The sequence below is a fragment of the Burkholderia sp. Bp8986 genome, from assembly GCF_003854225.1.
GTDB lineage: Bacteria > Pseudomonadota > Gammaproteobacteria > Burkholderiales > Burkholderiaceae > Burkholderia.
Genome location: NZ_QTQM01000009.1, coordinates 92,345 through 111,144 on the forward strand (window position 1 = coordinate 92,345; position 18,800 = coordinate 111,144).

General features: G+C 67.3%; 16 protein-coding genes. 14 read left to right on the forward strand and 2 right to left on the reverse strand.

Translation table 11 applies throughout. The features are described from left to right. Positions 1-154: 154 nt before the first annotated feature. Genes DID99_RS11560 through DID99_RS11575 form a run of 4 tightly spaced genes read left to right on the forward strand, consistent with a single transcriptional unit; the run spans position 155 to position 3,811 of the window. The gene (locus tag DID99_RS11560) at positions 155-1,105 is read left to right on the forward strand and encodes a branched-chain amino acid ABC transporter permease (protein WP_124666768.1); all 951 of its coding nucleotides are present in this window, start codon (positions 155-157) and stop codon (positions 1,103-1,105) included. A 15-nt stretch (positions 1,106-1,120) separates the two neighbouring features. Continuing rightward, entirely contained in the window at positions 1,121-2,290 is a 1,170-nt protein-coding gene (locus DID99_RS11565; protein ID WP_124485197.1) for an ABC transporter permease subunit, read from the forward strand. Between the two features lie 22 nt (positions 2,291-2,312). Further along, positions 2,313-3,089: an ABC transporter ATP-binding protein gene (locus DID99_RS11570; RefSeq protein ID WP_124666723.1), complete on the forward strand. Its 777-nt coding sequence runs from the start codon at positions 2,313-2,315 to the stop codon at positions 3,087-3,089. 17 nt (positions 3,090-3,106) lie between these two features. Next, positions 3,107-3,811, forward strand: a complete 705-nt coding sequence (locus DID99_RS11575) for an ABC transporter ATP-binding protein (RefSeq protein WP_124666724.1) — start codon at positions 3,107-3,109, stop codon at positions 3,809-3,811. 310 nt (positions 3,812-4,121) lie between these two features. Here the strand turns inward: DID99_RS11575 and speB are convergent, their stop codons facing one another. After that, positions 4,122-5,084 carry an agmatinase gene (gene speB / locus DID99_RS11580; protein ID WP_124666725.1) on the reverse strand — a complete coding sequence of 321 codons (963 nt, stop codon included), beginning with the start codon at positions 5,082-5,084 and terminating at the stop codon, positions 4,122-4,124. Positions 5,085-5,525: 441 nt separating this feature from the next. On the opposite strand from speB, the gene DID99_RS11585 reads away from it, so the two are divergent. The 5 genes from DID99_RS11585 to DID99_RS11605 all read left to right on the forward strand — a co-directional run bounded on the left by DID99_RS11585 (position 5,526) and on the right by DID99_RS11605 (position 10,827). Further along, positions 5,526-6,197, forward strand: a complete 672-nt coding sequence (locus DID99_RS11585) for a lysoplasmalogenase (protein ID WP_124520747.1) — start codon at positions 5,526-5,528, stop codon at positions 6,195-6,197. 247 nt (positions 6,198-6,444) lie between these two features. Next, positions 6,445-8,037, forward strand: coding sequence for an NAD(P)/FAD-dependent oxidoreductase (locus DID99_RS11590; RefSeq protein ID WP_124666726.1), 1,593 nt, complete (start codon positions 6,445-6,447; stop codon positions 8,035-8,037). A 21-nt stretch (positions 8,038-8,058) separates the two neighbouring features. Next, on the forward strand, positions 8,059-8,997 hold the full coding sequence (locus DID99_RS11595) for an SDR family oxidoreductase (RefSeq protein WP_124520751.1): 939 nt from the start codon (positions 8,059-8,061) through the stop codon (positions 8,995-8,997). Beyond that, positions 8,994-9,899 carry a metal-dependent hydrolase gene (locus DID99_RS11600; protein WP_124666727.1) on the forward strand — a complete coding sequence of 302 codons (906 nt, stop codon included), beginning with the start codon at positions 8,994-8,996 and terminating at the stop codon, positions 9,897-9,899. Before DID99_RS11595 ends, DID99_RS11600 begins: the two co-directional genes overlap by 4 nt. A 4-nt stretch (positions 9,900-9,903) precedes the next feature. Beyond that, the gene (locus tag DID99_RS11605; protein ID WP_124666728.1) at positions 9,904-10,827 is read left to right on the forward strand and encodes an alpha/beta fold hydrolase; all 924 of its coding nucleotides are present in this window, start codon (positions 9,904-9,906) and stop codon (positions 10,825-10,827) included. Here the strand turns inward: DID99_RS11605 and DID99_RS11610 are convergent. Then, positions 10,788-11,342 carry a putative glycolipid-binding domain-containing protein gene (locus DID99_RS11610; RefSeq protein ID WP_124666729.1) on the reverse strand — a complete coding sequence of 185 codons (555 nt, stop codon included), beginning with the start codon at positions 11,340-11,342 and terminating at the stop codon, positions 10,788-10,790. The genes DID99_RS11605 and DID99_RS11610 overlap by 40 nt on opposite strands. A 243-nt stretch (positions 11,343-11,585) precedes the next feature. On the opposite strand from DID99_RS11610, the gene DID99_RS11615 reads away from it, so the two are divergent. The 5 genes from DID99_RS11615 (at position 11,586) to DID99_RS11635 (ending at position 18,794) form a co-directional block, all read left to right on the forward strand. Next, positions 11,586-12,479: an urea transporter gene (locus DID99_RS11615; protein ID WP_124666730.1), complete on the forward strand. Its 894-nt coding sequence runs from the start codon at positions 11,586-11,588 to the stop codon at positions 12,477-12,479. Continuing rightward, a complete protein-coding gene (locus DID99_RS11620; protein ID WP_124666731.1) occupies positions 12,454-13,230 on the forward strand; it encodes a class II aldolase/adducin family protein in 777 nt (258 codons plus the stop codon). Before DID99_RS11615 ends, DID99_RS11620 begins: the two co-directional genes overlap by 26 nt. Before the next feature lie 49 nt (positions 13,231-13,279). Next, positions 13,280-13,468 (forward strand): 4-oxalocrotonate tautomerase, encoded by a 189-nt coding sequence (locus DID99_RS11625; protein WP_044843193.1) that lies wholly within the window; start codon positions 13,280-13,282, stop codon positions 13,466-13,468. Positions 13,469-13,581: 113 nt separating this feature from the next. Further along, positions 13,582-13,803 (forward strand): hypothetical protein, encoded by a 222-nt coding sequence (locus DID99_RS11630; protein ID WP_124666732.1) that lies wholly within the window; start codon positions 13,582-13,584, stop codon positions 13,801-13,803. Positions 13,804-13,952: 149 nt separating this feature from the next. Continuing rightward, positions 13,953-18,794, forward strand: coding sequence for an NAD-glutamate dehydrogenase (locus DID99_RS11635; protein WP_124666733.1), 4,842 nt, complete (start codon positions 13,953-13,955; stop codon positions 18,792-18,794). Positions 18,795-18,800: the final 6 nt, after the last annotated feature.

The following is an 18,800-nucleotide window of genomic DNA, read 5'->3' on the forward strand; positions in this document are numbered from 1 at the left end:
CACAACTTCAGTGATGCGGTTGTGTCGGTCGTACACCTCCTCTTTTTCCCTCACTCCCGCCGTCTTGATAGCGAAAACGCTGACTGCCGACGCATCCTGTCGTGCGGGGCGTAATTTCCGTAAGCGCACAACGGCCGGACGCTCTAAACCGGATATGGATATCTTCCTGCAGCAGTTAATCAACGGGCTGGTACTTGGCAGCATTTACGCCATCATCGCGCTCGGCTACACCATGGTGTACGGGATTCTGGGCATCATCAACTTCGCGCACGGCGACGTGCTCATGATGGGCGCCATGGTCGCGCTCTCCGCGATCAACGTGCTCCACAATCACTTCCCGGGCCTCGGGAACATCCCCACGCTGTGCATCGCGCTCGCGGTCGCCGCGGTCGTGTGTGCGGTCATCGGGTACGCGATTGAAAAGGTCGCGTACCGGCCACTGCGCCGCGCGCCGCGTCTCGCCCCGTTGATTACCGCGATCGGCGTGTCGATCCTACTGCAGACGCTCGCGATGATCATCTGGGGCCGCAATCCGCTCGCGTTCCCCCAGCTCATCTCGACCGATCCCATCAACGTCATCAAGCCGACTGAAACCGGCGTCGGCGCCGTGATCTCGCCCACCGAGATCGTGATCATCGTCGTCGCGTTCCTCGTGATGGCGGGCCTGCTGCTGCTCGTGCACAACACCAAGCTCGGCCGCGCGATGCGCGCCATCGCCGAGAACTCCAGCGTCGCGAGCCTGATGGGCGTGAATCCGAACTTCGTGATTTCGGCCACCTTCATGATCGGCTCGGCGCTTGCCGCGCTGGCCGGCGTGATGATCGCCTCCGAATACGGCAACGCCCACTTCTATATGGGCTTCATCCCGGGCATGAAGGCGTTCACCGCGGCGGTGCTTGGTGGCATCGGCAACCTGGGCGGCGCGATGGTGGGCGGCGTGCTGCTCGGCCTCATCGAGCAGCTTGGCGCCGGCTACATCGGCAGCCTCACGGGCGGCGTGTTCGGCAGTAACTATCAGGACGTGTTTGCGTTCGTCGTGCTGATCGTCGTGCTCGTGTTCCGTCCGTCGGGGCTGTTGGGCGAACGGGTCGCGGACCGCGCATAAAGAGGGGAACACAACATGACATCCATTCAACCGATCGAGCCGCCGACGACGCTCATCCCTGAAAAAAACACCGCGAAAACGCTCACGGTGGGCATCGTGACCGCCATCGTCGTGGCCTCGCTGCCCTTCGTGGTCGGCGCCACGGGCGGCAACTACTGGGTCCGCGTGCTCGACTTCGCGATGCTCTACGTGATGCTCGCGCTGGGCCTGAACGTGGTGGTCGGCTTCGCCGGCCTGCTGGACTTGGGCTACATCGCGTTCTATGCGGTGGGCGCCTACACCGCCGCGTTGCTGACTTCCCCGCACCTCGCCACGCAATTCGCCTGGATCGCCAACATGTTCCCGGGCGGGATGCACACGCCGTACTGGATCGTGGTGCCGGCGGCGATGGGGCTCGCCGCGCTAGCGGGCGTCCTGCTCGGCGCGCCGACACTGCGTCTGCGCGGCGACTACCTCGCGATCGTGACCCTCGGCTTCGGGGAAATCGTCCGCATCTTCATGAACAACCTCGACCGTCCGGTGAACATCACCAACGGGCCGCAGGGCATTACGGGGGTCGCGCCGCTGCATGTTGCGGGTATGGATCTCTCGCAGCCGCACACGCTGTTCGGCTTCACGTTTACCGCGGTGTACTGCTACTACTACGTGTTCGTGCTCTGCGCATTGATCGTGATCTGGGTGTGCACGCGTTTGCAGCACTCGCGCATCGGCCGCGCATGGGCCGCGATCCGCGAAGACGAAATCGCCGCGAAGGCCATGGGCATCAACACCCGTAACGTGAAACTGCTCGCGTTTGCGATGGGCGCGTCGTTCGGCGGCCTCTCGGGCGCGATGTTCGGTGCGTTCCAGGGCTTCGTCTCGCCGGAATCGTTCACGTTCTGGGAATCGGTCGTGGTGCTCGCCTGCGTGGTGCTGGGCGGCATGGGCCATATTCCGGGCGTGATTCTCGGCGCGGTGCTGCTGGCCATTTTTCCCGAGTTCCTGCGCTCGTCCATGGGCCCGCTGCAGCACATGCTGTTCGGCCATGAAGTCGTCGATACCGAAGTCATTCGTCAGCTGCTCTACGGCCTCGCGATGGTCATCATCATGCTCTACCGCTCGGAAGGCTTGTGGCCTGCCGCGAAGCACGAAGACAAGATCGCGAAGATCGCGAAGCGCACGAGCAAGAAGCCGGTGCGCGCATAAACGACCGGACGGAGAACAGACTATGAGCGACAAACCAATCCGCCTGTCGGTGAAGGGCGTGAGCAAACGCTTCGGCGGCCTGCAGGCACTCTCCGAAGTGGGCCTGCAGATCGAGGCAGGCACCATCTACGGCCTGATCGGCCCGAACGGCGCGGGCAAGACCACGTTCTTCAACGTGATCACGGGCCTCTATACGCCAGACTCGGGCGAGTTCCGGCTCGACGGTGACACCTATACGCCGACCGCCGTGTATCAGGTGGCGAAGGCGGGCATCGCGCGCACCTTCCAGAATATTCGCCTGTTCGGCGGTATGACCGCGCTGGAAAACGTGATGGTGGGCCGCCACGTGCGCACGAAGCACGGCCTGTTGGGCGCGGTGTTCCAGACGCCGGCTGAGCGCAAGGAAGAGCGCGACATCAAGGAGCGCGCGCTCGAACTGCTCGAATACGTGGGCATTGCGCAGTACGCCGACTACACCTCGCGCAATCTCTCGTACGGCCACCAGCGCCGTTTGGAAATCGCGCGCGCGCTCGCGACCGATCCGAAGCTGCTTGCGCTCGATGAGCCGGCAGCGGGCATGAACGCGACCGAGAAGGTCGAACTCACGCGCCTGCTCGACAAGATCCGCGCCGATGGCAGGACCATCCTGCTAATCGAGCACGACGTGAAACTGGTGATGGGCCTGTGCAACCGCATGACAGTGCTCGACTATGGGAAGGTGATTGCGCAGGGTTTGCCGCAGGACGTGCAGAAGGATGCGAAGGTGATCGAAGCTTATCTGGGTGCGGGGGTCCACTGATGTCCACGACGCAAGCAATGTTGAAAATCAAGGGCCTGCAGGTCAACTACGGCGGCATTCAGGCGGTCAAGGGTGTCGACCTCGAGGTCGGGCAGGGCGAACTCGTCACGCTGATCGGCGCGAACGGCGCGGGCAAGACCACGACGATGAAGGCGATCACGGGCCTGAAGGCGTACGCGGCCGGCGACATCGAGTACATGGGTCAGTCCATCAAAGGGCTGCCCGCGCACGAGCTGCTCAAGCGCGGTCTCGCGATGGTGCCGGAAGGGCGCGGCATCTTCGCGCGCATGTCGATCGTCGAGAACATGCAGATGGGCGCGTATCTGTGCACCGACAAGGACGCCATCCAGAAGGACGTCGACCGCATGTTCGGCTTCTTTCCGCGTCTGAAAGAGCGCGCATCACAATACGCGGGCACGCTGTCGGGGGGCGAACAGCAGATGCTGGCGATGGCGCGCGCGATCATCTCGCGGCCGAAGCTGCTGCTGCTCGATGAGCCGTCGATGGGTCTGTCGCCGATCATGGTCGAGAAGATCTTCGAAGTGGTGCGGTTGATTTCGTCCGAAGGCATGACCGTCCTGCTGGTCGAGCAGAACGCGCGTCTTGCGCTGCAGGCGGCGAATCGCGGCTACGTGATGGACTCGGGTCTCGTCACGATGTCGGGTGATGCGAAGCAGATGCTCGATGATCCGAAGGTGCGGGCGGCGTATCTGGGCGAGTGAATCAGCGATACCAGCGAGGACTGAATCCTTGGAAAAGCTTCACTACGGTAGACGGCTATCTGGGCGACCAGCAATACGAGGGTAGTCTCAAGTGGATGGCGCCTTCGCCACCGAAAGCCGCCATCCAGCGCTGGACGATCCGATGACCGGAAGGGGTCGGGAAGCGCCATCCACGTGAAACGCGCGGCGAGCAATCCCCCCACCGCCATCGATCGTCGACGCTGCGTGCAGCGCATGAAAAAAGGCCGGCGGCCACCCGGCCCGCCAGCCTTTTGCATTGCATGTCCGCGCCCACCGGCCTACCCCCACTTCAACGCCCCGCCACCTTCTTCTGCCGCCACAGACACAGCAAATCGCACGCAACATGCGCACCGGCGATCGCGGTGATGTCCGCGTGATCGTAAGCAGGCGCAACCTCGACGACATCCGCGCCGACCAGATTCACCGCCCCGAGCGCACGCACGATCGCGAGCGCCTGTGCGGACGACAACCCGCCCGCGACCGGCGTCCCCGTGCCGGGCGCGAACGCCGGATCGAGACAGTCGATATCGAACGTCAGGTACGCGGGCCGCGCGCCGACGATGTCGACAATCCGCTCCACCGCCGCGCGCGGACCATGCTCATGCACCCACGCGGCATCGAGCCGCTCGATCCCGAGGAAATCGTCGTTCCACGTACGGATGCCGACCTGCACCGACGTCGCCGGATCGATCAGCCCTTCCTTCACCGCCTTGTAGAACATCGTGCCGTGATTGAGGCTGTCCGGCTCGTCGTCGGCCCACGTATCGCAGTGCGCATCGAAGTGGATCAGCGACAGCGGCTTGCCGTAGCGCTCCGCGTGCGCGACCAGCAGCGGATACGTGATGTAGTGATCGCCGCCGAGCGTCAGCATCTTCGCGCCCGAGCGCAGGATCGTGCGCGCATGTTCGACGATCGCCGGCTTGATCGACAACGGGTTGTGCGCATCGAACCAGCAATCGCCGTAATCGACGGTCGCGAGATCCTCGAACGGATCGAAGCCCCACGGATACGGCTTGAGCTCCGCGAGCTGCACGCTCGCCGCGCGGATCGCGGCCGGCCCGAGCCGCGCGCCCGAGCGATAGGTCGTCGCGAGGTCGAGCGGCACGCCGGAAATCGCGACGTCGACGCCGTCGAGCGCGCGCGAATAGTTGCGACGCATGAACGACAGCACGCCCGCATAGGTGTTTTCGATCGAGGAGCCGTATGGCGTCGTGCGACGGATCGCGCCGTCGCCGTGGAGCAGTTCGGTCATGTCGAACCTGTTGGTCAGGAGGACTGGCCCCTGCCACTGCATCGGGTGCGCTGGCGGGACTCGGCACGGATTCAATGAAAACGCGGCGGCATGCCCTCGCCGGGCGCGGCCGTCGCGCCGGCCTGCGAACCCTGTAGCGCGGCCGGGCGGGACAACGTCGATACGCGGCGATGATAGCAAGCCGAAACCGCCGTGTTGCCCCGGTTCGACCGGGGCAAACGCATCGAAACGATCGGCGCGGCGGCAGGCGCACCGGCGCCGCATCGCCCGATCCCGTACCGCCGGACCGCCGCACCGCCGCCCCCGTCGCCCCCGTCGCCATGCCGCGCCTAGAAGGATTCGCCGGTTTTCGCCCGCCCTTTCTTCCGGATAATGGCCGCAGCCGCGCCACCGACGGCGCGCCGTCCGCCGCAGACGACGACAACCCTGGAGACACCCGCCTTGATCGCCACGCTTCCCGCCCCCTATCGCCGGCTCTGGCCGCTCGCCATCGCCGCCGCGCTGCTGTACGGGCTGTCGCTCGCCGCCGCGCCCTATCCCGGCCAGGCCGCCGCGAAAGCCGCGATGGGCATCCTGCTGCTCGCGGCCGGCAGCGCCTGCGCGGCACCGCGCGAACGCGCGTGGCTGTGCGCGGCGCTCGTCACGGCCGTGCTCGGCGACGTGCTGCTCGCGCTGCCCGAGTGGCCGCTGTCGTTCGTCCTCGGCCTCGGTGCGTTCCTGCTCACGCACCTGTGCTACTGCGCGATCTTCGTGCGCTGGCGCGCGCGGCCGCACGGCTGGCGCTTCCTCGCACTGATCGGGCTGTGGATCGCCGCGCCGGCGTTCTATGCAGCGTTCCTTCCGCATCTGGGCGAACTACTCGTACCCGTCGCCGTCTACATGCTCGTGCTGTGCGCGATGGCGAGCTTCGCGCTCGCGGCCCGCACGCGCGGCCCGCTGGTCGCCGTCGGCAGCCTGATCTTCGTCGGCTCCGACACGCTGATCGGCGTCGGACGCTTCCTCGGCGGCTTTCCCGGCATCGACTACCTGATCTGGGGCCTCTACGCGCTCGCGCAGATCACGATCGTCGCCGGGGTTTTCCATGAGACGGCCGCCCGCCCGATCCGTCCCTGATAGCGTTTCAAACAGGTCGCCGCGTGTCGGCGGCCTTCGTCTCCCGCCTCTCCAGCCCTGCCGGCGGCCGTTTCCGCACATTCCGCAATGCGGAAAGCAGACCGTTCCAAACCCCGCTCAGCCTTTTCCCGCGCGGCTTCCGGCCCTTAGAGCGCCGCTTCTAGCCTCTTGCGGTTTCCGGGTTCACCCACTATCGTTACATCAACCAATGTAACATTAAAAAATGAGCCAAATCGGAGACACCCGGATGAATGCTCGCACGTTGCCTTTCGGCCCGCCCGGCCACGACGGCCCGGACGAAACCACCGACATCGCCATCATCGGCACCGGCTTCGCCGGTCTCGGGATGGCCATTCGCCTGCGGCAGACCGGCGTGACCGACTTCGTCGTGCTCGAGAAGGCCGCGTCGGTCGGCGGCACGTGGCGCGACAATCATTACCCCGGGTGTGCCTGCGACGTGCAATCGCACGTCTATTCGTTCTCGTTCGCGCCGAACCCGCGCTGGACGCGCATGTTCGCGCCCCAGCCGGAGATCCGCGCGTACCTGGAAGACTGCGTGCAGCGCTTCGGCGTCGGCCCGCACCTGCGCCTGAACCATGAGCTGCAGCGCGCCGAATACGACGAGGCCGCACGACGCTGGCGCCTCACGTTCGCGAACGGCAAGCGGCTGTCGGCGCGCGTGCTGGTGTCGGGGATGGGCGGGCTGTCGCGCGCCGCGCTGCCGGCGATTCCCGGCGTCGAGACCTTCAAGGGCCGCGCGTTCCATTCGCAGCAGTGGGATCACGACTACCCACTCGAAGGCAAGCGCGTCGCGGTGATCGGCACCGGCGCGAGCGCGATCCAGTTCGTGCCGCAGATCGCGCCGCGCGTGAAGGCACTCGCGCTGTTCCAGCGCACGCCGCCGTGGATCATGCCGAAGCCCGACCGCAACCTGAGCGGCTTCGAGAAGTGGCTGTTCCGCACGCTGCCGTTCACGCAGAAGGCGGTGCGCAGCGGCATCTACTGGATGCTCGAATCGCGCGTGCTCGGCTTCGCGATCCATCCGTCGCTGATGAAGAACGTGCAGAAGCTCGCGCTGCGCCATATCCGCAAGCAGGTTCCCGATCCGGAGCTGCGCCGTGCGGTCACGCCCGACTACACGCTCGGCTGCAAGCGCGTGCTGATCTCGAACGACTACTACCCGGCGCTGTCGCGCAAGAACGTCGACGTGATCACGACCGGCATCGAGCGCATCGAAGCCGACGCGGTCGTGACGACCGACGGCAAGCGTCATGAAGTCGACTGCCTGATCTACGGCACGGGCTTCCAGGTCGCCGATCCGTTTCCGCGCGGCGCGATCATCGGCCGCGGCGGCCTCGACATCGTCGATGCGTGGCGCGACGGCGCGCACGCGTATCTCGGCACGACGCTGCCGGGCTACCCGAACTTCTTCATGATCGTCGGCCCGAACACCGGCCTCGGCCACAACTCGATGGTGTTCATGATCGAGTCGCAGATCGAATACATCCTCGGCGCGCTGAACGCGATGCAGCGCGAACGCGCGGATGCGATCGAGGTGCGCCCGCTCGTCGAGGCGCAGTTCAACACCGACCTGCAGGGCCGGCTCCAAAAGGCGATCTGGTCGACGGGCGGCTGCAAGAGCTGGTACCTCGACCCGCGCACCGGCAAGAACACGACGCTGTGGCCAGGCTTCACCTGGCGCTTCCGCCAGGCGACCGCGCACTTCTCGATCGCCGATTACCACGCGTATCGCGCGCCGCACCACGACACGAGCGGGCGGCCCGTCGCCGCGCCCGCCGCGTCCGCCGCTTCCGCTTCCACGTCCGCCGAAGCGGCCTGAGCCAGACAAGGAGCCAACGACATGAGAGATTTCGCCAACAAGGTCGCCGCGATCACGGGCGCCGGCTCGGGCATGGGCCGCTCGCTCGCGGTCCAGCTCGCACAGGCCGGCTGCCACGTGTCGCTCGCCGACAAGAACGGCGTCGGCCTCGCCGAAACCGAGCGGATCGTCCGCGCGATCGCGCCGAACGTGCGCGTGTCGACGCGCGTGCTCGACGTCGGCGACCGCGACGCGATGTTCGCGTGGGCGGACGACACCGCGCAGGAACACGGCAAGGTCAACCTGATCTTCAACAACGCGGGCGTCGCGCTGTCGAGCACGATCGAAGGGATGGAATACGGCGATCTCGAGTGGATCGTGAACATCAACTTCTGGGGCGTCGTGCATGGCACGAAGGCGTTCCTGCCGCACCTGAAGGCGAGCGGCGACGGTCACGTGATCAACACGTCCAGCATCTTCGGGATCTTCGCGCAGCCGGGCATGAGCGGCTACAACGCGACCAAGTTCGCGGTGCGCGGCTTCACCGAATCGCTGCGCCAGGAACTGGACATGATGAAGTGCGGCGTGTCGGCCACCTGCGTGCATCCGGGCGGCATCCGCACCAACATCGCGCAGTCGAGCCGCGTCGCGAAGAACATGGTCGGCTTCATCGTCGAAAGCGAGCAGCAAGGCAAGGACAGCTTCGAGAAGTTCTTCATCACGACCGCCGACGACGCCGCGCGCACGATCCTCGCCGGCGTGCGCCGCAACAAGCGGCGTGTGCTGATCGGCCGCGACGCGAAGGCCGCGGACTGGATGGCGCGCATTCTGCCGGCCGCGTACCAGGCGCTCGTCGTGCTCACGACGCGCCGCGAGGCCGCGAAGGCCCGCCGCGCGGCCGCCCGCTACGGCACGCCGGCCGCCGCGCCGCTTCACGCCACCTACAACAACGCAGGCAATCAGGGAGGAGAACAATCATGACGACCCCGAACATGATGCCGGTGCGGCGCGACATCCGTTTCGCGCTGCCGCCCGAACGCGCGAAGGACTGGCACGTCCAGGGCGTGCCGGTCACGCACTTCATGAACGCGCTGTCGCTGCTGTTCCCGGCCGGCGAGCGCTTTTTCATGGATTCGGTGCGCCACTACCGCGACCGCATCGAGGATCCGGAGCTGAAGAAGCAGGTGCTCGGCTTCATCGGCCAGGAAGCGATGCACACGCGCGAGCACATCGAGTACAACGACCTGCTGCAGTCGTCCGGCCTGCCCGCGCACAAGCTCGACAAGCGGCTCTGGACGATCCTCGGCTTCTTCAAGAAGACGCTGCCGCATTCGATGCAGCTCGCGATCACGATCGCGCTCGAGCACTACACGGCGATCCTCGCGAACCAGCTGCTGGCGGGCCACGAGCACCGGATCGACGGGTCGGTCGAAGGCTATCAGCAGATGTGGATGTGGCACGCGATGGAGGAAACCGAGCACAAGGCGGTGTCGTACGACGTATGGAACGCCGTGATGAAGCCGGGCCTCGGCAGCTACCTGCTGCGCACCAGCACGATGCTGCTCACGACCCTGATGTTCTGGACGATCGTGTTCGACTTCCACGTGCGGCTGATGCGCGCGCACCGTCGCGAACACGGCAGGTTCGGCGGCATGTGGCGGCTCGTGAAGTATCTGTACAGCCCGCGGACCGGCGTGTTCCCGAGCATCGCGCGCGAATGGCTCGACTACTTCCGTCCGGGCTTCCATCCGTGGGACCACGACAACCATCAGTACCTGCAAGGGCTCGACACGCTGCTCGCGAACATCGACGCGACCAACGCGCGCCATGCGGCCCAGGCCGCCCCGCGCCGCGTGCCGCTGCATCCGGTTCCGCAGGCATGACGTCATGGCGCGCACGCACGAGATGCTGACCGTCCGCTCCGGCGACGTGAAACTCGCCGTCCATGTCAGCGGCCCGCGCCGCGCGCCGCCGCTGATCCTCGTGCACGGCTATCCCGATTCGTCGGCCGTGTGGGCGCCGGTCCGCGCGCGGCTCGCGAAGCGCTACCGCGTGATCGCGTACGACGTGCGCGGCGCCGGCGCATCCGATGCGCCGCGCCGCCGCGCGGACTACACGCTGGCGCGGCTCGCCGACGACCTGAAGGCCGTCGCCGACGCGACCTGCGGCGCGCGGCCGTTCCATCTGGTCGGTCACGACTGGGGGTCGATCCAGTGCTGGGAGGCCGTGACCGACCCTGCGTTGCGCGGCCGGATCGCGTCGTACACGTCGATCTCCGGCCCGTGCCTCGACCACGTGTTCCGCGCGAAGATGCGGCTCAGGCAGAGCCTGAAATCGTGGTACATCGCGTTCTTCCACCTGCCGGTCGTGCCGTCGCTGGTGTGGCGCCTCGGCGGCGCCGCACTGTGGCCGCGCTGGCTGCAGTTGACCGAACGCGTGCGGCCCGAGCGCGATCCCGCGCAATTGAAGAACGCGCTGAACGGGTTGCAGCTCTACCGCGCGAATTTCCTCGCGCGGGCGAGAAAGCCGCGCGAGCGGTATGCGCAGGCGCCGGTGCAGATCCTCGTGCCGGTGCACGACCGCTACGTGACGCCCGAAATGTCGGTCGATCTCGAGCGCTGGCTCGGCGAGCACGTGCGCGAGGAAATCGACGGCGGGCACTGGGTCGTGGTGCACAATCCCGACCTGATCGCGGCGCGGATCGACCGGTTTGCCTCGACGCATGAACGACGGGCGGTCGCGGCAGCACCCGCGGCACCGCGAGCGGCGGTTCAGCGCAACGGCGGCAGGCGCTTGAACAGCGTTTCGTAGTCGATCACGAGCCCGTCGGGGTCGACGTCCATCTCGGCCGTGAAATTCCGGAAGATGCCTTCGTAGCGGTAGCGCCGGCCCGGCTCGATGCACGCGTAAGCCTGCTTGACCGGCGTCACCTTCAGGTCCGGCGTCGAGATGTATGCGACGTCGATCGGTCGCCGCTCGCCGCGTGCGAGCCCGAGGCGGCCGATCGGCAGCGCGTTCGTGAACGGCGTCGCCGCGATGTCGATGTCGACGCAGCCATCCAGCTCCGGCAGCGCGCTGCCTGAACCGTCGCGCCAGTGCCCGGCCCCGTCGCCGTGCAGTTCCAGCGTGCCGCCGCCCATCACCTTGAGCACCGCATACCTGACCCGCCATTGCGGATCGCACTCGACCCGGTACGCAAGCCCGTACGCGCGGCCGTACCGCTGGCCGACCACGGCACTTTCGACGACGATGCCGGCGTCCCCCCGGTCGAACGTCAGGTGTTCGATTCCGTCGCCCTCGAGCGACGCCCAGCGCAGTTCACGCATTCGTTCCTCCTCGAAAACGCCGACGCGTCAGCGTACGCACGAAAAATCCGGCTGCGGCCAAAATTTCGCTTCCGGGCCCGGCAATCCCGCGAAAGCGCCATTGCCCCGGGCAGACAAGACGCCGAAACTCGCGCCCCGCCCCAACTCAGGGCATGCGCCACAAATCCTGACTATCCAGAATTCCCTATTCCGGTGCACGGCATTGTGTCCTATGCTCGCGGCTCGTCCTGTTCCACCGCCGCCATGCCTACCGCCCGCCCCGCCTCGCCGTCGATCGACCTGCGCATCCTGCTGCGCGGCATCGGGCAGATCGTGCTGCAGGCGCGTGCCGTCACCGGCGCGCTGCTGCTCGCCGCGCTGGCGCTGACCGACCTGCGGCTCGCGTCCGCGGCGCTGGTCGGCTCGGCCGCCGCCAGCATGACGGCGGTGCTGACGGGTGCCGAGCGCCGCGACGTCGAACAGGGGCTGCACGGCTTCAACGGTGCGCTCGCCGCGCTGATCGCCGTGCTGTTCGCGCCTGCCTCGCTCGCCGCCGTCGCGCTGGTACCGCTGGTCGCGATTGGCGCGGCGCTCGTGCAGCGCGTGATGCGTGTGCCGCTCGCCCGCTGGCGCCAGTGCGCGTATTCGAGCCCGTGCCTCGCCGTCACCGCGCTGTGGCTGCCGTTTGTCGCGCCGCAGCATGCGGGCGACGCGACAGTAGGTGCGCCCCTGACGCTGCCTTCCGTCGCCGACGCGCTGCTGTCGGGCGTCGCGCAAACCACCTTTGCGCAAGGCCCGTGGGCCGGCGCGCTGATCGTCGCCGGCCTCGCCGTCGCGTCGCGCCGCGCGGCGGCGTTCGCGCTCGGCGGCGCGATCGTGTCGACCGTGCTGCTGATCGCGGCCGGCGCGAACGGCGCGTCGTTCACCGACGGCCTGCTCGGCTTCAACGGCGCGCTCGCCGCACTCGCGCTGATGCCGCGCGGGCCGCGCGCGGCGTTCGCGGCCGCCGCGCTCGCCGCGCTGATCCAGTGGCTCGCGACGCGCGCGGGCCTCCCCGCGTTCACGGCCCCGTTCGCGATCGCTGCGTGGATCACGGTGATCGTCGCGCGCCGCTTCACCCTCGGAGAACCCGATGTCGTCATTCGCACACCGTCCTGACACCGTGAAGCCCGGCGGCCCGATCTCGGACGCCGAGCGCCGGTTGCGCGTCGATCTCGCCGCCGCCTATCGCCTCGTCGCGCTGAACGGCTGGGACGACCTGATCTACACGCATCTTTCCGTGACCGTGCCCGGCGAACCCGGGCACTTCCTGATCAACCCGTTCGGCCTCGCGTTCGACGAGGTTCGCGCATCGAATCTCGTGAAGATCGACCTGGCCGGCAACCGCATCGGCGAGAGCGAATACGCAGTCAACGTGACCGGTTTCGCACTGCACGCGGCCGTGCATGCCGCGCGGCCGGACGCCGTCTGCGTGATGCACCTGCACAATACGGCCGGCATCGCCGTGTCGATCCAGCGCGACGGGCTGCTGCCCGCGTCGCAGCACGCGCTGCGGTTTCACGGCGACCTCGCATACCACGACTACGAGGCGCTCGCGTTCTCGCCGGCCGAAGGCACGCGGCTGACCGCCAGCCTCGGCGCGAAATCCGCGATGCTGCTGCGCAACCATGGCACGCTGACGGTCGGCCGGACCGTCGCCGAGGCATATGTGCTGATGGATACGCTGATCAAGGCCTGCGACATCCAGGTGCGCGCGCAGGCAGGCGGCGGGCCGCTCGTGCTACCCGAGCCGGCCGTCGCCGAGCGCACCGCCGCGCAGTTGCGCGACGGCGGCGCGATCGAGGGCGAACTGGAATGGCCGGCGCTGCTGCGCCGCCTCGACCGGATCGATCCGTCGTATCGCGACTGACGCCGCTCGCGTCCCGACTTCCCTACCCCAACCATCGGAGCATCCAATCATGCCGACTTTCAATATCCAGTTGTTCGAAGGCCGCACGGTCGAGCAGAAACGCGCGTTCGTCGAAGCGATCACGCGCGTCACGTGCGAGACGCTCGGCTGCGACCCGGGCTCGGTCGACATCATCCTCGCCGACGTGAAGAAAGAGAACTGGGCGACGGGCGGCAAGCTGTGGAGCGACGAACGCTGACGCCCCCCGGAATTGGTGTGCGTCCGGCCCTTGGACGCATGCCACTTGGCGCCAGTTTGTCATCTCTGCGTCAACAGTTGTAACGCGTTGGCGGGATGCTAAAAAGGCAAAAAATGGTCTCTGACAAGCAAATCGCAAGTGTCCTTAACGACATGATCTTGCAAATGGGAGCCGATCTGGATCGCTCCCTGCTGACCGTCAAGGCGTCGTGTCCGGATTCGGAATTCGTCGCCTACCGCGAATTCGTGTCGCAACTGCTGACCACGATGCTGCTCGATTTCATGAATCCGCTCTACGCGCGGCACCCCGACCTGAAGCCGCCGGACCTCGCCTGACCCGCCCGTGCGACGCCGGCCACCGGCGTCGCACGCGGCCTTCGTTCCCTGCGCCGCGTTGTGCGCCCGCACATCGCGTTGTCACGCAATCGGCGCATATAATGCGGCACAGACGCAGCAGCCAATGGCCACCCGACCAGGAGACCGCCATGGAAGCGAAGAACGAAGAAGTCGTCGCACACCTGCTCTCCGATGTCGTCGAATTCGCGCGCGGACGCCTGCCCGAAGCCACGTTCCGGATCGTCGAACCGTTCCTGCGTCATTACTACGATTTCGTCGACGCCGATGATCTGCAGAATCGCGGCATCGCCGACCTCTACGGCGCCGCGATGGCGCACTGGCAGACCGCCCAGAAATTCGTGCCCGGCAGCGAGCGGCTGCGCGTGTACAACCCGATCCTCGAACAGCACGGCTGGCACTCCGACCACACGGTGATCGAGATCGTCAACGACGACATGCCGTTCCTCGTCGACTCGGTGACGATGGCCGTCAACCGCCTCGGGCTCGCGCTGCACTCGGCGCTGCACCCGGTGTTCCGCATCTGGCGCGGCGGCGACGGCGCGATCGAGCGCGTCGACGCCGGCGGCGCGACGGCCGGCGACGGCCAGTCGCAACTCGCGTCGTTCATCCACTTCGAAGTCGACCGCTGCGGCGACGCCGCGCTGCTCAACACGCTGCGCAACGACATCGCGCGCGTGCTCGGCGACGTGCGCGCATCGGTGGAGGACTGGCCGAAGATCGTCGACATCGCGCGCGCGACGATCAAGGACATGAAGGCCCGCGAATCCACCGCGGAAGACATCGAGGCGCGCGCGTTCCTCGAATGGATGGTCGCCGACCACTTCACCTTCCTCGGCCAGCGCGACTACGCACTCGTGTCGGACGGCACGGGTTTCGGCCTGCGCGGCGTCGAAGGCTCCGGCTGCGGCCTGCTGCGCGAATCGCTGCGCGCACCCGGCGCGCCGGACGTGACGCCGCTGCCGCCGGCCGCCGCCGAGATCATCACCGGCCCCTGGCCGATCTTCCTGACGAAAGCGAACTCGCGCGCGACCGTGCACCGGCCCGGCTATCTCGACTACGTCGGCGTGAAACTCGTCGGCGCCGACGGCAAGGTGACCGGCGAACGGCGCTTCATCGGACTCTACACGTCGACGTCCTATTTCGGTTCGTACACCGAGATACCGATCGTGCGCCGCAAATGCGCGAACATCGTGCGGCGCGCGGGCTTCCTGCCGAAGGGGCATCTCGGCAAGTCGCTGGTGACGGTGCTCGAAACCTATCCGCGCGACGAACTGTTCCAGGCCGACGAAGACCAGCTTTACGACATCGCGTTGGGCATCCTGCGCCTGCAGGAACACCAGCGCACGCGCCTGTTCGTACGGCGCGACCGTTTCGACCGCTTCGTGTCGTGCCTCGCGTTCGTGCCGCGCGACAAGTACAACACCGACCTGCGCCGCCGCATCGCGAAGCTGCTCGTCGATGCGTACAACGGCGTGAACGTCGAGTTCACGCCGCTGCTGTCGGAATCGGCGATCGCGCGGATTCATTTCGTCGTCCATGCGGAACCGGGCACGATGCCCGACGTCGACACGCGCGAGCTCGAAACGCGGCTCGTGCAGGTGGCACGCCGCTGGCAGGACGATCTCGCCGACGCGCTGCTCGACGCGTTCGGCGAAGAACAAGGCAACCGCCTGCTGCAGCACTATGCGGACTCGTTCCCGGCCGGCTATCGCGACGACTATCCGGCGCGCACGGCCGTGCGCGACATCGAGTTGATCGAACGCGTGAAGGCGTCGGGCCAGCTGGCGATGAACCTGTACCGCCCGATCGAGGCCGACGCGCGCGCGTTCCGCTTCAAGGTGTATCGCGCGGGCGACCCGATCGCGCTGTCGCGCAGCCTGCCGATGCTCGAGCATCTCGGCGTGCGCGTCGACGAGGAGCGGCCGTACCGGATCCAGACGCAGGATGCCGCACCCGCCTGGGTGCACGACTTCGGCCTCGAACTCGCCGACGATACCGAGTTCGACATCGAGCGTGTGAAGGGCCTGTTCGAGGATGCGTTCGACCGGATCTGGAGCGGCCGGATCGAGAACGACGACTTCAACCGCCTCGTGCTGCGCGCGCACCTGAGCGCGCGCGAAGTCACGATCCTGCGCGCGTATGCGAAATACCTGCGACAGGTCGGCTCGACGTTCAGCGACGCCTATATCGAGCGCGCGCTGACCGGCAACCCGGCGATCGCAAGGCAGCTCGTCGAGCTGTTCCTGGTGCGCTTCGACCCGGCCACGGGCGGCACGCGCGACGTGCAGGCCGAACGCCTGCTGAAGGCGATCGAGACGGCGCTCGACCAGGTGCCGAACCTCGACGAGGACCGGATCCTGCGCCAGTTTCTCGGCGTGATCAACGCGACCGAGCGCACCAACTATTTCCTGCACGACGCGAACGGCGAATCGAAGCCGTACCTGTCGTTCAAGTTCAATCCGGCGAAGGTGCCCGGCCTGCCCGAGCCGAAGCCGATGTTCGAGATCTGGGTGTACTCGCCGCGCGTCGAGGGCGTGCACCTGCGCGGCGGGCGCGTCGCGCGCGGCGGGCTGCGCTGGTCCGACCGTCGCGAGGATTTCCGCACCGAGGTGCTCGGGCTGATGAAGGCGCAGATGGTGAAGAACGTCGTGATCGTGCCGGTCGGCTCCAAAGGCGGCTTCGTCGTGAAGAACCCGCCGCCGCCGAGCGATCGCGAAGCATGGATGCGCGAAGGCATCGCGTGCTATCAGACCTTCCTGCGCGGCCTGCTCGACCTGACCGACAATCTCGCCGGCAACGCGATCGTGCCGCCGCCCGACGTGGTGCGCCACGACGCCGACGATCCGTATCTCGTCGTCGCGGCCGACAAGGGCACGGCCACCTTCTCCGACTACGCGAACGCGATCTCGCACGAATACGGTTTCTGGCTCGACGACGCGTTCGCGTCCGGCGGCTCGGTCGGCTACGACCACAAGAAGATGGCGATCACCGCGCGCGGCGCGTGGGAATCGGTGAAGCGGCACTTCCGCGAGATGGGCATCGATACGCAGACGACCGACTTCACGGTGGTCGGCGTCGGCGACATGTCGGGCGACGTGTTCGGCAACGGGATGCTGCTGTCGCCGCATATCCGGCTCGTCGCGGCGTTCGATCATCGCCACGTGTTCCTCGACCCGAACCCCGACCCGGCGACGAGCTTCGCGGAGCGCCAGCGGATGTTCGCGCTCGAACGCTCGAGCTGGGCCGACTACGACACGTCGGTGATTTCGGCGGGCGGCGGCGTCTACCCGCGCACCGCGAAGACGATCCCGCTGTCGCCGGCCGTGCAGGCCGCGCTCGGCATCGACGCGCAGGCGCTGCCGCCGACCGAGCTGATCCGCGCGATCCTGCAGGCGCCGGTCGACCTGCTGTACAACGGCGGCATCGGCACCTACGTGAAGGCCGCGCGCGAAACCCACCAGCAGGTCGGCGATCGCGCGAACGACGCGGTACGCGTGAACGGCGCGGACCTGCGCTGCAAGGTCGTCGGCGAAGGCGGCAACCTCGGCTGCACGCAGTTCGGCCGCATCGAGTTCGCGCAGCGCGGCGGGCGTATCAACACCGACGCGATCGACAACTCGGCCGGCGTCGATTGTTCGGATCACGAAGTCAACATCAAGATCCTGCTCGGGCTCGTCGTCGGCGACGGCGAGATGACCGAGAAGCAGCGCAACGCGCTGCTCGCGGAAATGACCGACGAAGTCGGGCTGCTCGTGCTGCGCGACAACTACTACCAGACGCAGGCGCTGTCGATCGCGGGCCGCTACGGCGTCGAGCTGCTCGACGCCGAGGCGCGCCTGATGCGCTGGCTCGAACGCGCGGGCCGCCTGAACCGCGTGATCGAGTTCCTGCCGACCGACGACGAGATCGCCGAACGGCAGGCCGCGAAACAGGGCCTCACGTCGCCTGAGCGTGCGGTGCTGCTCGCGTACAGCAAGATGTGGCTGTACGACGCGCTGCTCGAATCCGACGTGCCCGAGGATCCGCTCGTCGCCGCGATGCTCGTCGACTATTTCCCGAAGCCGCTGCAACAGCGCTTCAGCGAACCGATGCAGCGCCACCCGCTGCGCCGCGAGATTCTCGCGACGCACCTGACCAACGCGCTCGTCAACCGGGTCGGCTGCGCGTTCGTGCACCGGCTGATGGAGGAAACCGACGCGAAGCCGGGCGACATCGTGCGCGCCTGCATCATGGCGCGCGACGTGTTCGATCTCGATGCGGTGTGGCGCGACATCGACGCACTCGACAACCGCGTCGCCGACGACGTGCAGGCGCGCATGTTCGTCGACGTCGCGCGGCTGCTGGAGCGCGCGGCGCTGTGGTTCCTGCGGCAGTTGCAGTCGGGCACGGTGGCCGACGGCGGCGTCGCCGGCCTGATCGCGCGGTGCCGCGACGCGGTGCAGCGCATCGCGCCGCAATTGCCGTCGTTGCTGCCAACCGCCGATCTGGAGGCGCTGTCCGAGCGGCAGCGCGCGCTGGTCGAAGCCGGCGTCGAGAGCGCGCTCGCGGTACGCGTCGCGAGCGGCGACATCTCGGCCGCGCTGCTCGACATCGCCGAAGTGGCCGCGACCTGCGATCGCAGCCTCGAGCTGGTCGCGGGCGTCTACTTCTCGCTCGGCACGCTGTTGAACTACGGGTGGATCGGCGAACGCGCGGCCTCGCTGCCGACCCCGACGCACTGGGACATGCTGGCGCGCGCGGCCGCGCTCGCGGAAGTCGCGCGGCTCAAGCGCACGCTCGCCACCAGCGCGCTCGCGGAATCGGCCGACTCGACGGCGCCCGAGACGATCGTCCACGCGTGGCGCGAACGCCGCGAAGCCGCGCTGCAACGCTACGAGCACCTGCTCGCCGACCTGCGCGCCTCGGGCGGCGCGAGCCTCGCGGTGCTGCTCGTGATCGTGCGCGAGATGGCCGTGCTCGAACGCGCGTGATGGAAG

Bases quoted from the DNA above. Each gene is read 5' to 3' on its own strand.
- speB (WP_124666725.1), bottom strand. From the start codon at position 5,084: ATGACCGAACTGCTCCACGGCGACGGCGCGATCCGTCGCACGACGCCA.
- DID99_RS11570 (WP_124666723.1), top strand. From the start codon at position 2,313: ATGAGCGACAAACCAATCCGCCTGTCGGTGAAGGGCGTGAGCAAACGC.
- DID99_RS11600 (WP_124666727.1), top strand. From the start codon at position 8,994: ATGACGACCCCGAACATGATGCCGGTGCGGCGCGACATCCGTTTCGCG.
- DID99_RS11595 (WP_124520751.1), top strand. From the start codon at position 8,059: ATGAGAGATTTCGCCAACAAGGTCGCCGCGATCACGGGCGCCGGCTCG.
- DID99_RS11575 (WP_124666724.1), top strand. From the start codon at position 3,107: ATGTTGAAAATCAAGGGCCTGCAGGTCAACTACGGCGGCATTCAGGCG.
- DID99_RS11615 (WP_124666730.1), top strand. From the start codon at position 11,586: ATGCCTACCGCCCGCCCCGCCTCGCCGTCGATCGACCTGCGCATCCTG.
- DID99_RS11620 (WP_124666731.1), top strand. From the start codon at position 12,454: ATGTCGTCATTCGCACACCGTCCTGACACCGTGAAGCCCGGCGGCCCG.
- DID99_RS11610 (WP_124666729.1), bottom strand. From the start codon at position 11,342: ATGCGTGAACTGCGCTGGGCGTCGCTCGAGGGCGACGGAATCGAACAC.
- DID99_RS11605 (WP_124666728.1), top strand. From the start codon at position 9,904: ATGGCGCGCACGCACGAGATGCTGACCGTCCGCTCCGGCGACGTGAAA.
- DID99_RS11590 (WP_124666726.1), top strand. From the start codon at position 6,445: ATGAATGCTCGCACGTTGCCTTTCGGCCCGCCCGGCCACGACGGCCCG.
- DID99_RS11565 (WP_124485197.1), top strand. From the start codon at position 1,121: ATGACATCCATTCAACCGATCGAGCCGCCGACGACGCTCATCCCTGAA.
- DID99_RS11635 (WP_124666733.1), top strand. From the start codon at position 13,953: ATGGAAGCGAAGAACGAAGAAGTCGTCGCACACCTGCTCTCCGATGTC.
- DID99_RS11630 (WP_124666732.1), top strand. From the start codon at position 13,582: ATGGTCTCTGACAAGCAAATCGCAAGTGTCCTTAACGACATGATCTTG.
- DID99_RS11560 (WP_124666768.1), top strand. From the start codon at position 155: ATGGATATCTTCCTGCAGCAGTTAATCAACGGGCTGGTACTTGGCAGC.
- DID99_RS11625 (WP_044843193.1), top strand. From the start codon at position 13,280: ATGCCGACTTTCAATATCCAGTTGTTCGAAGGCCGCACGGTCGAGCAG.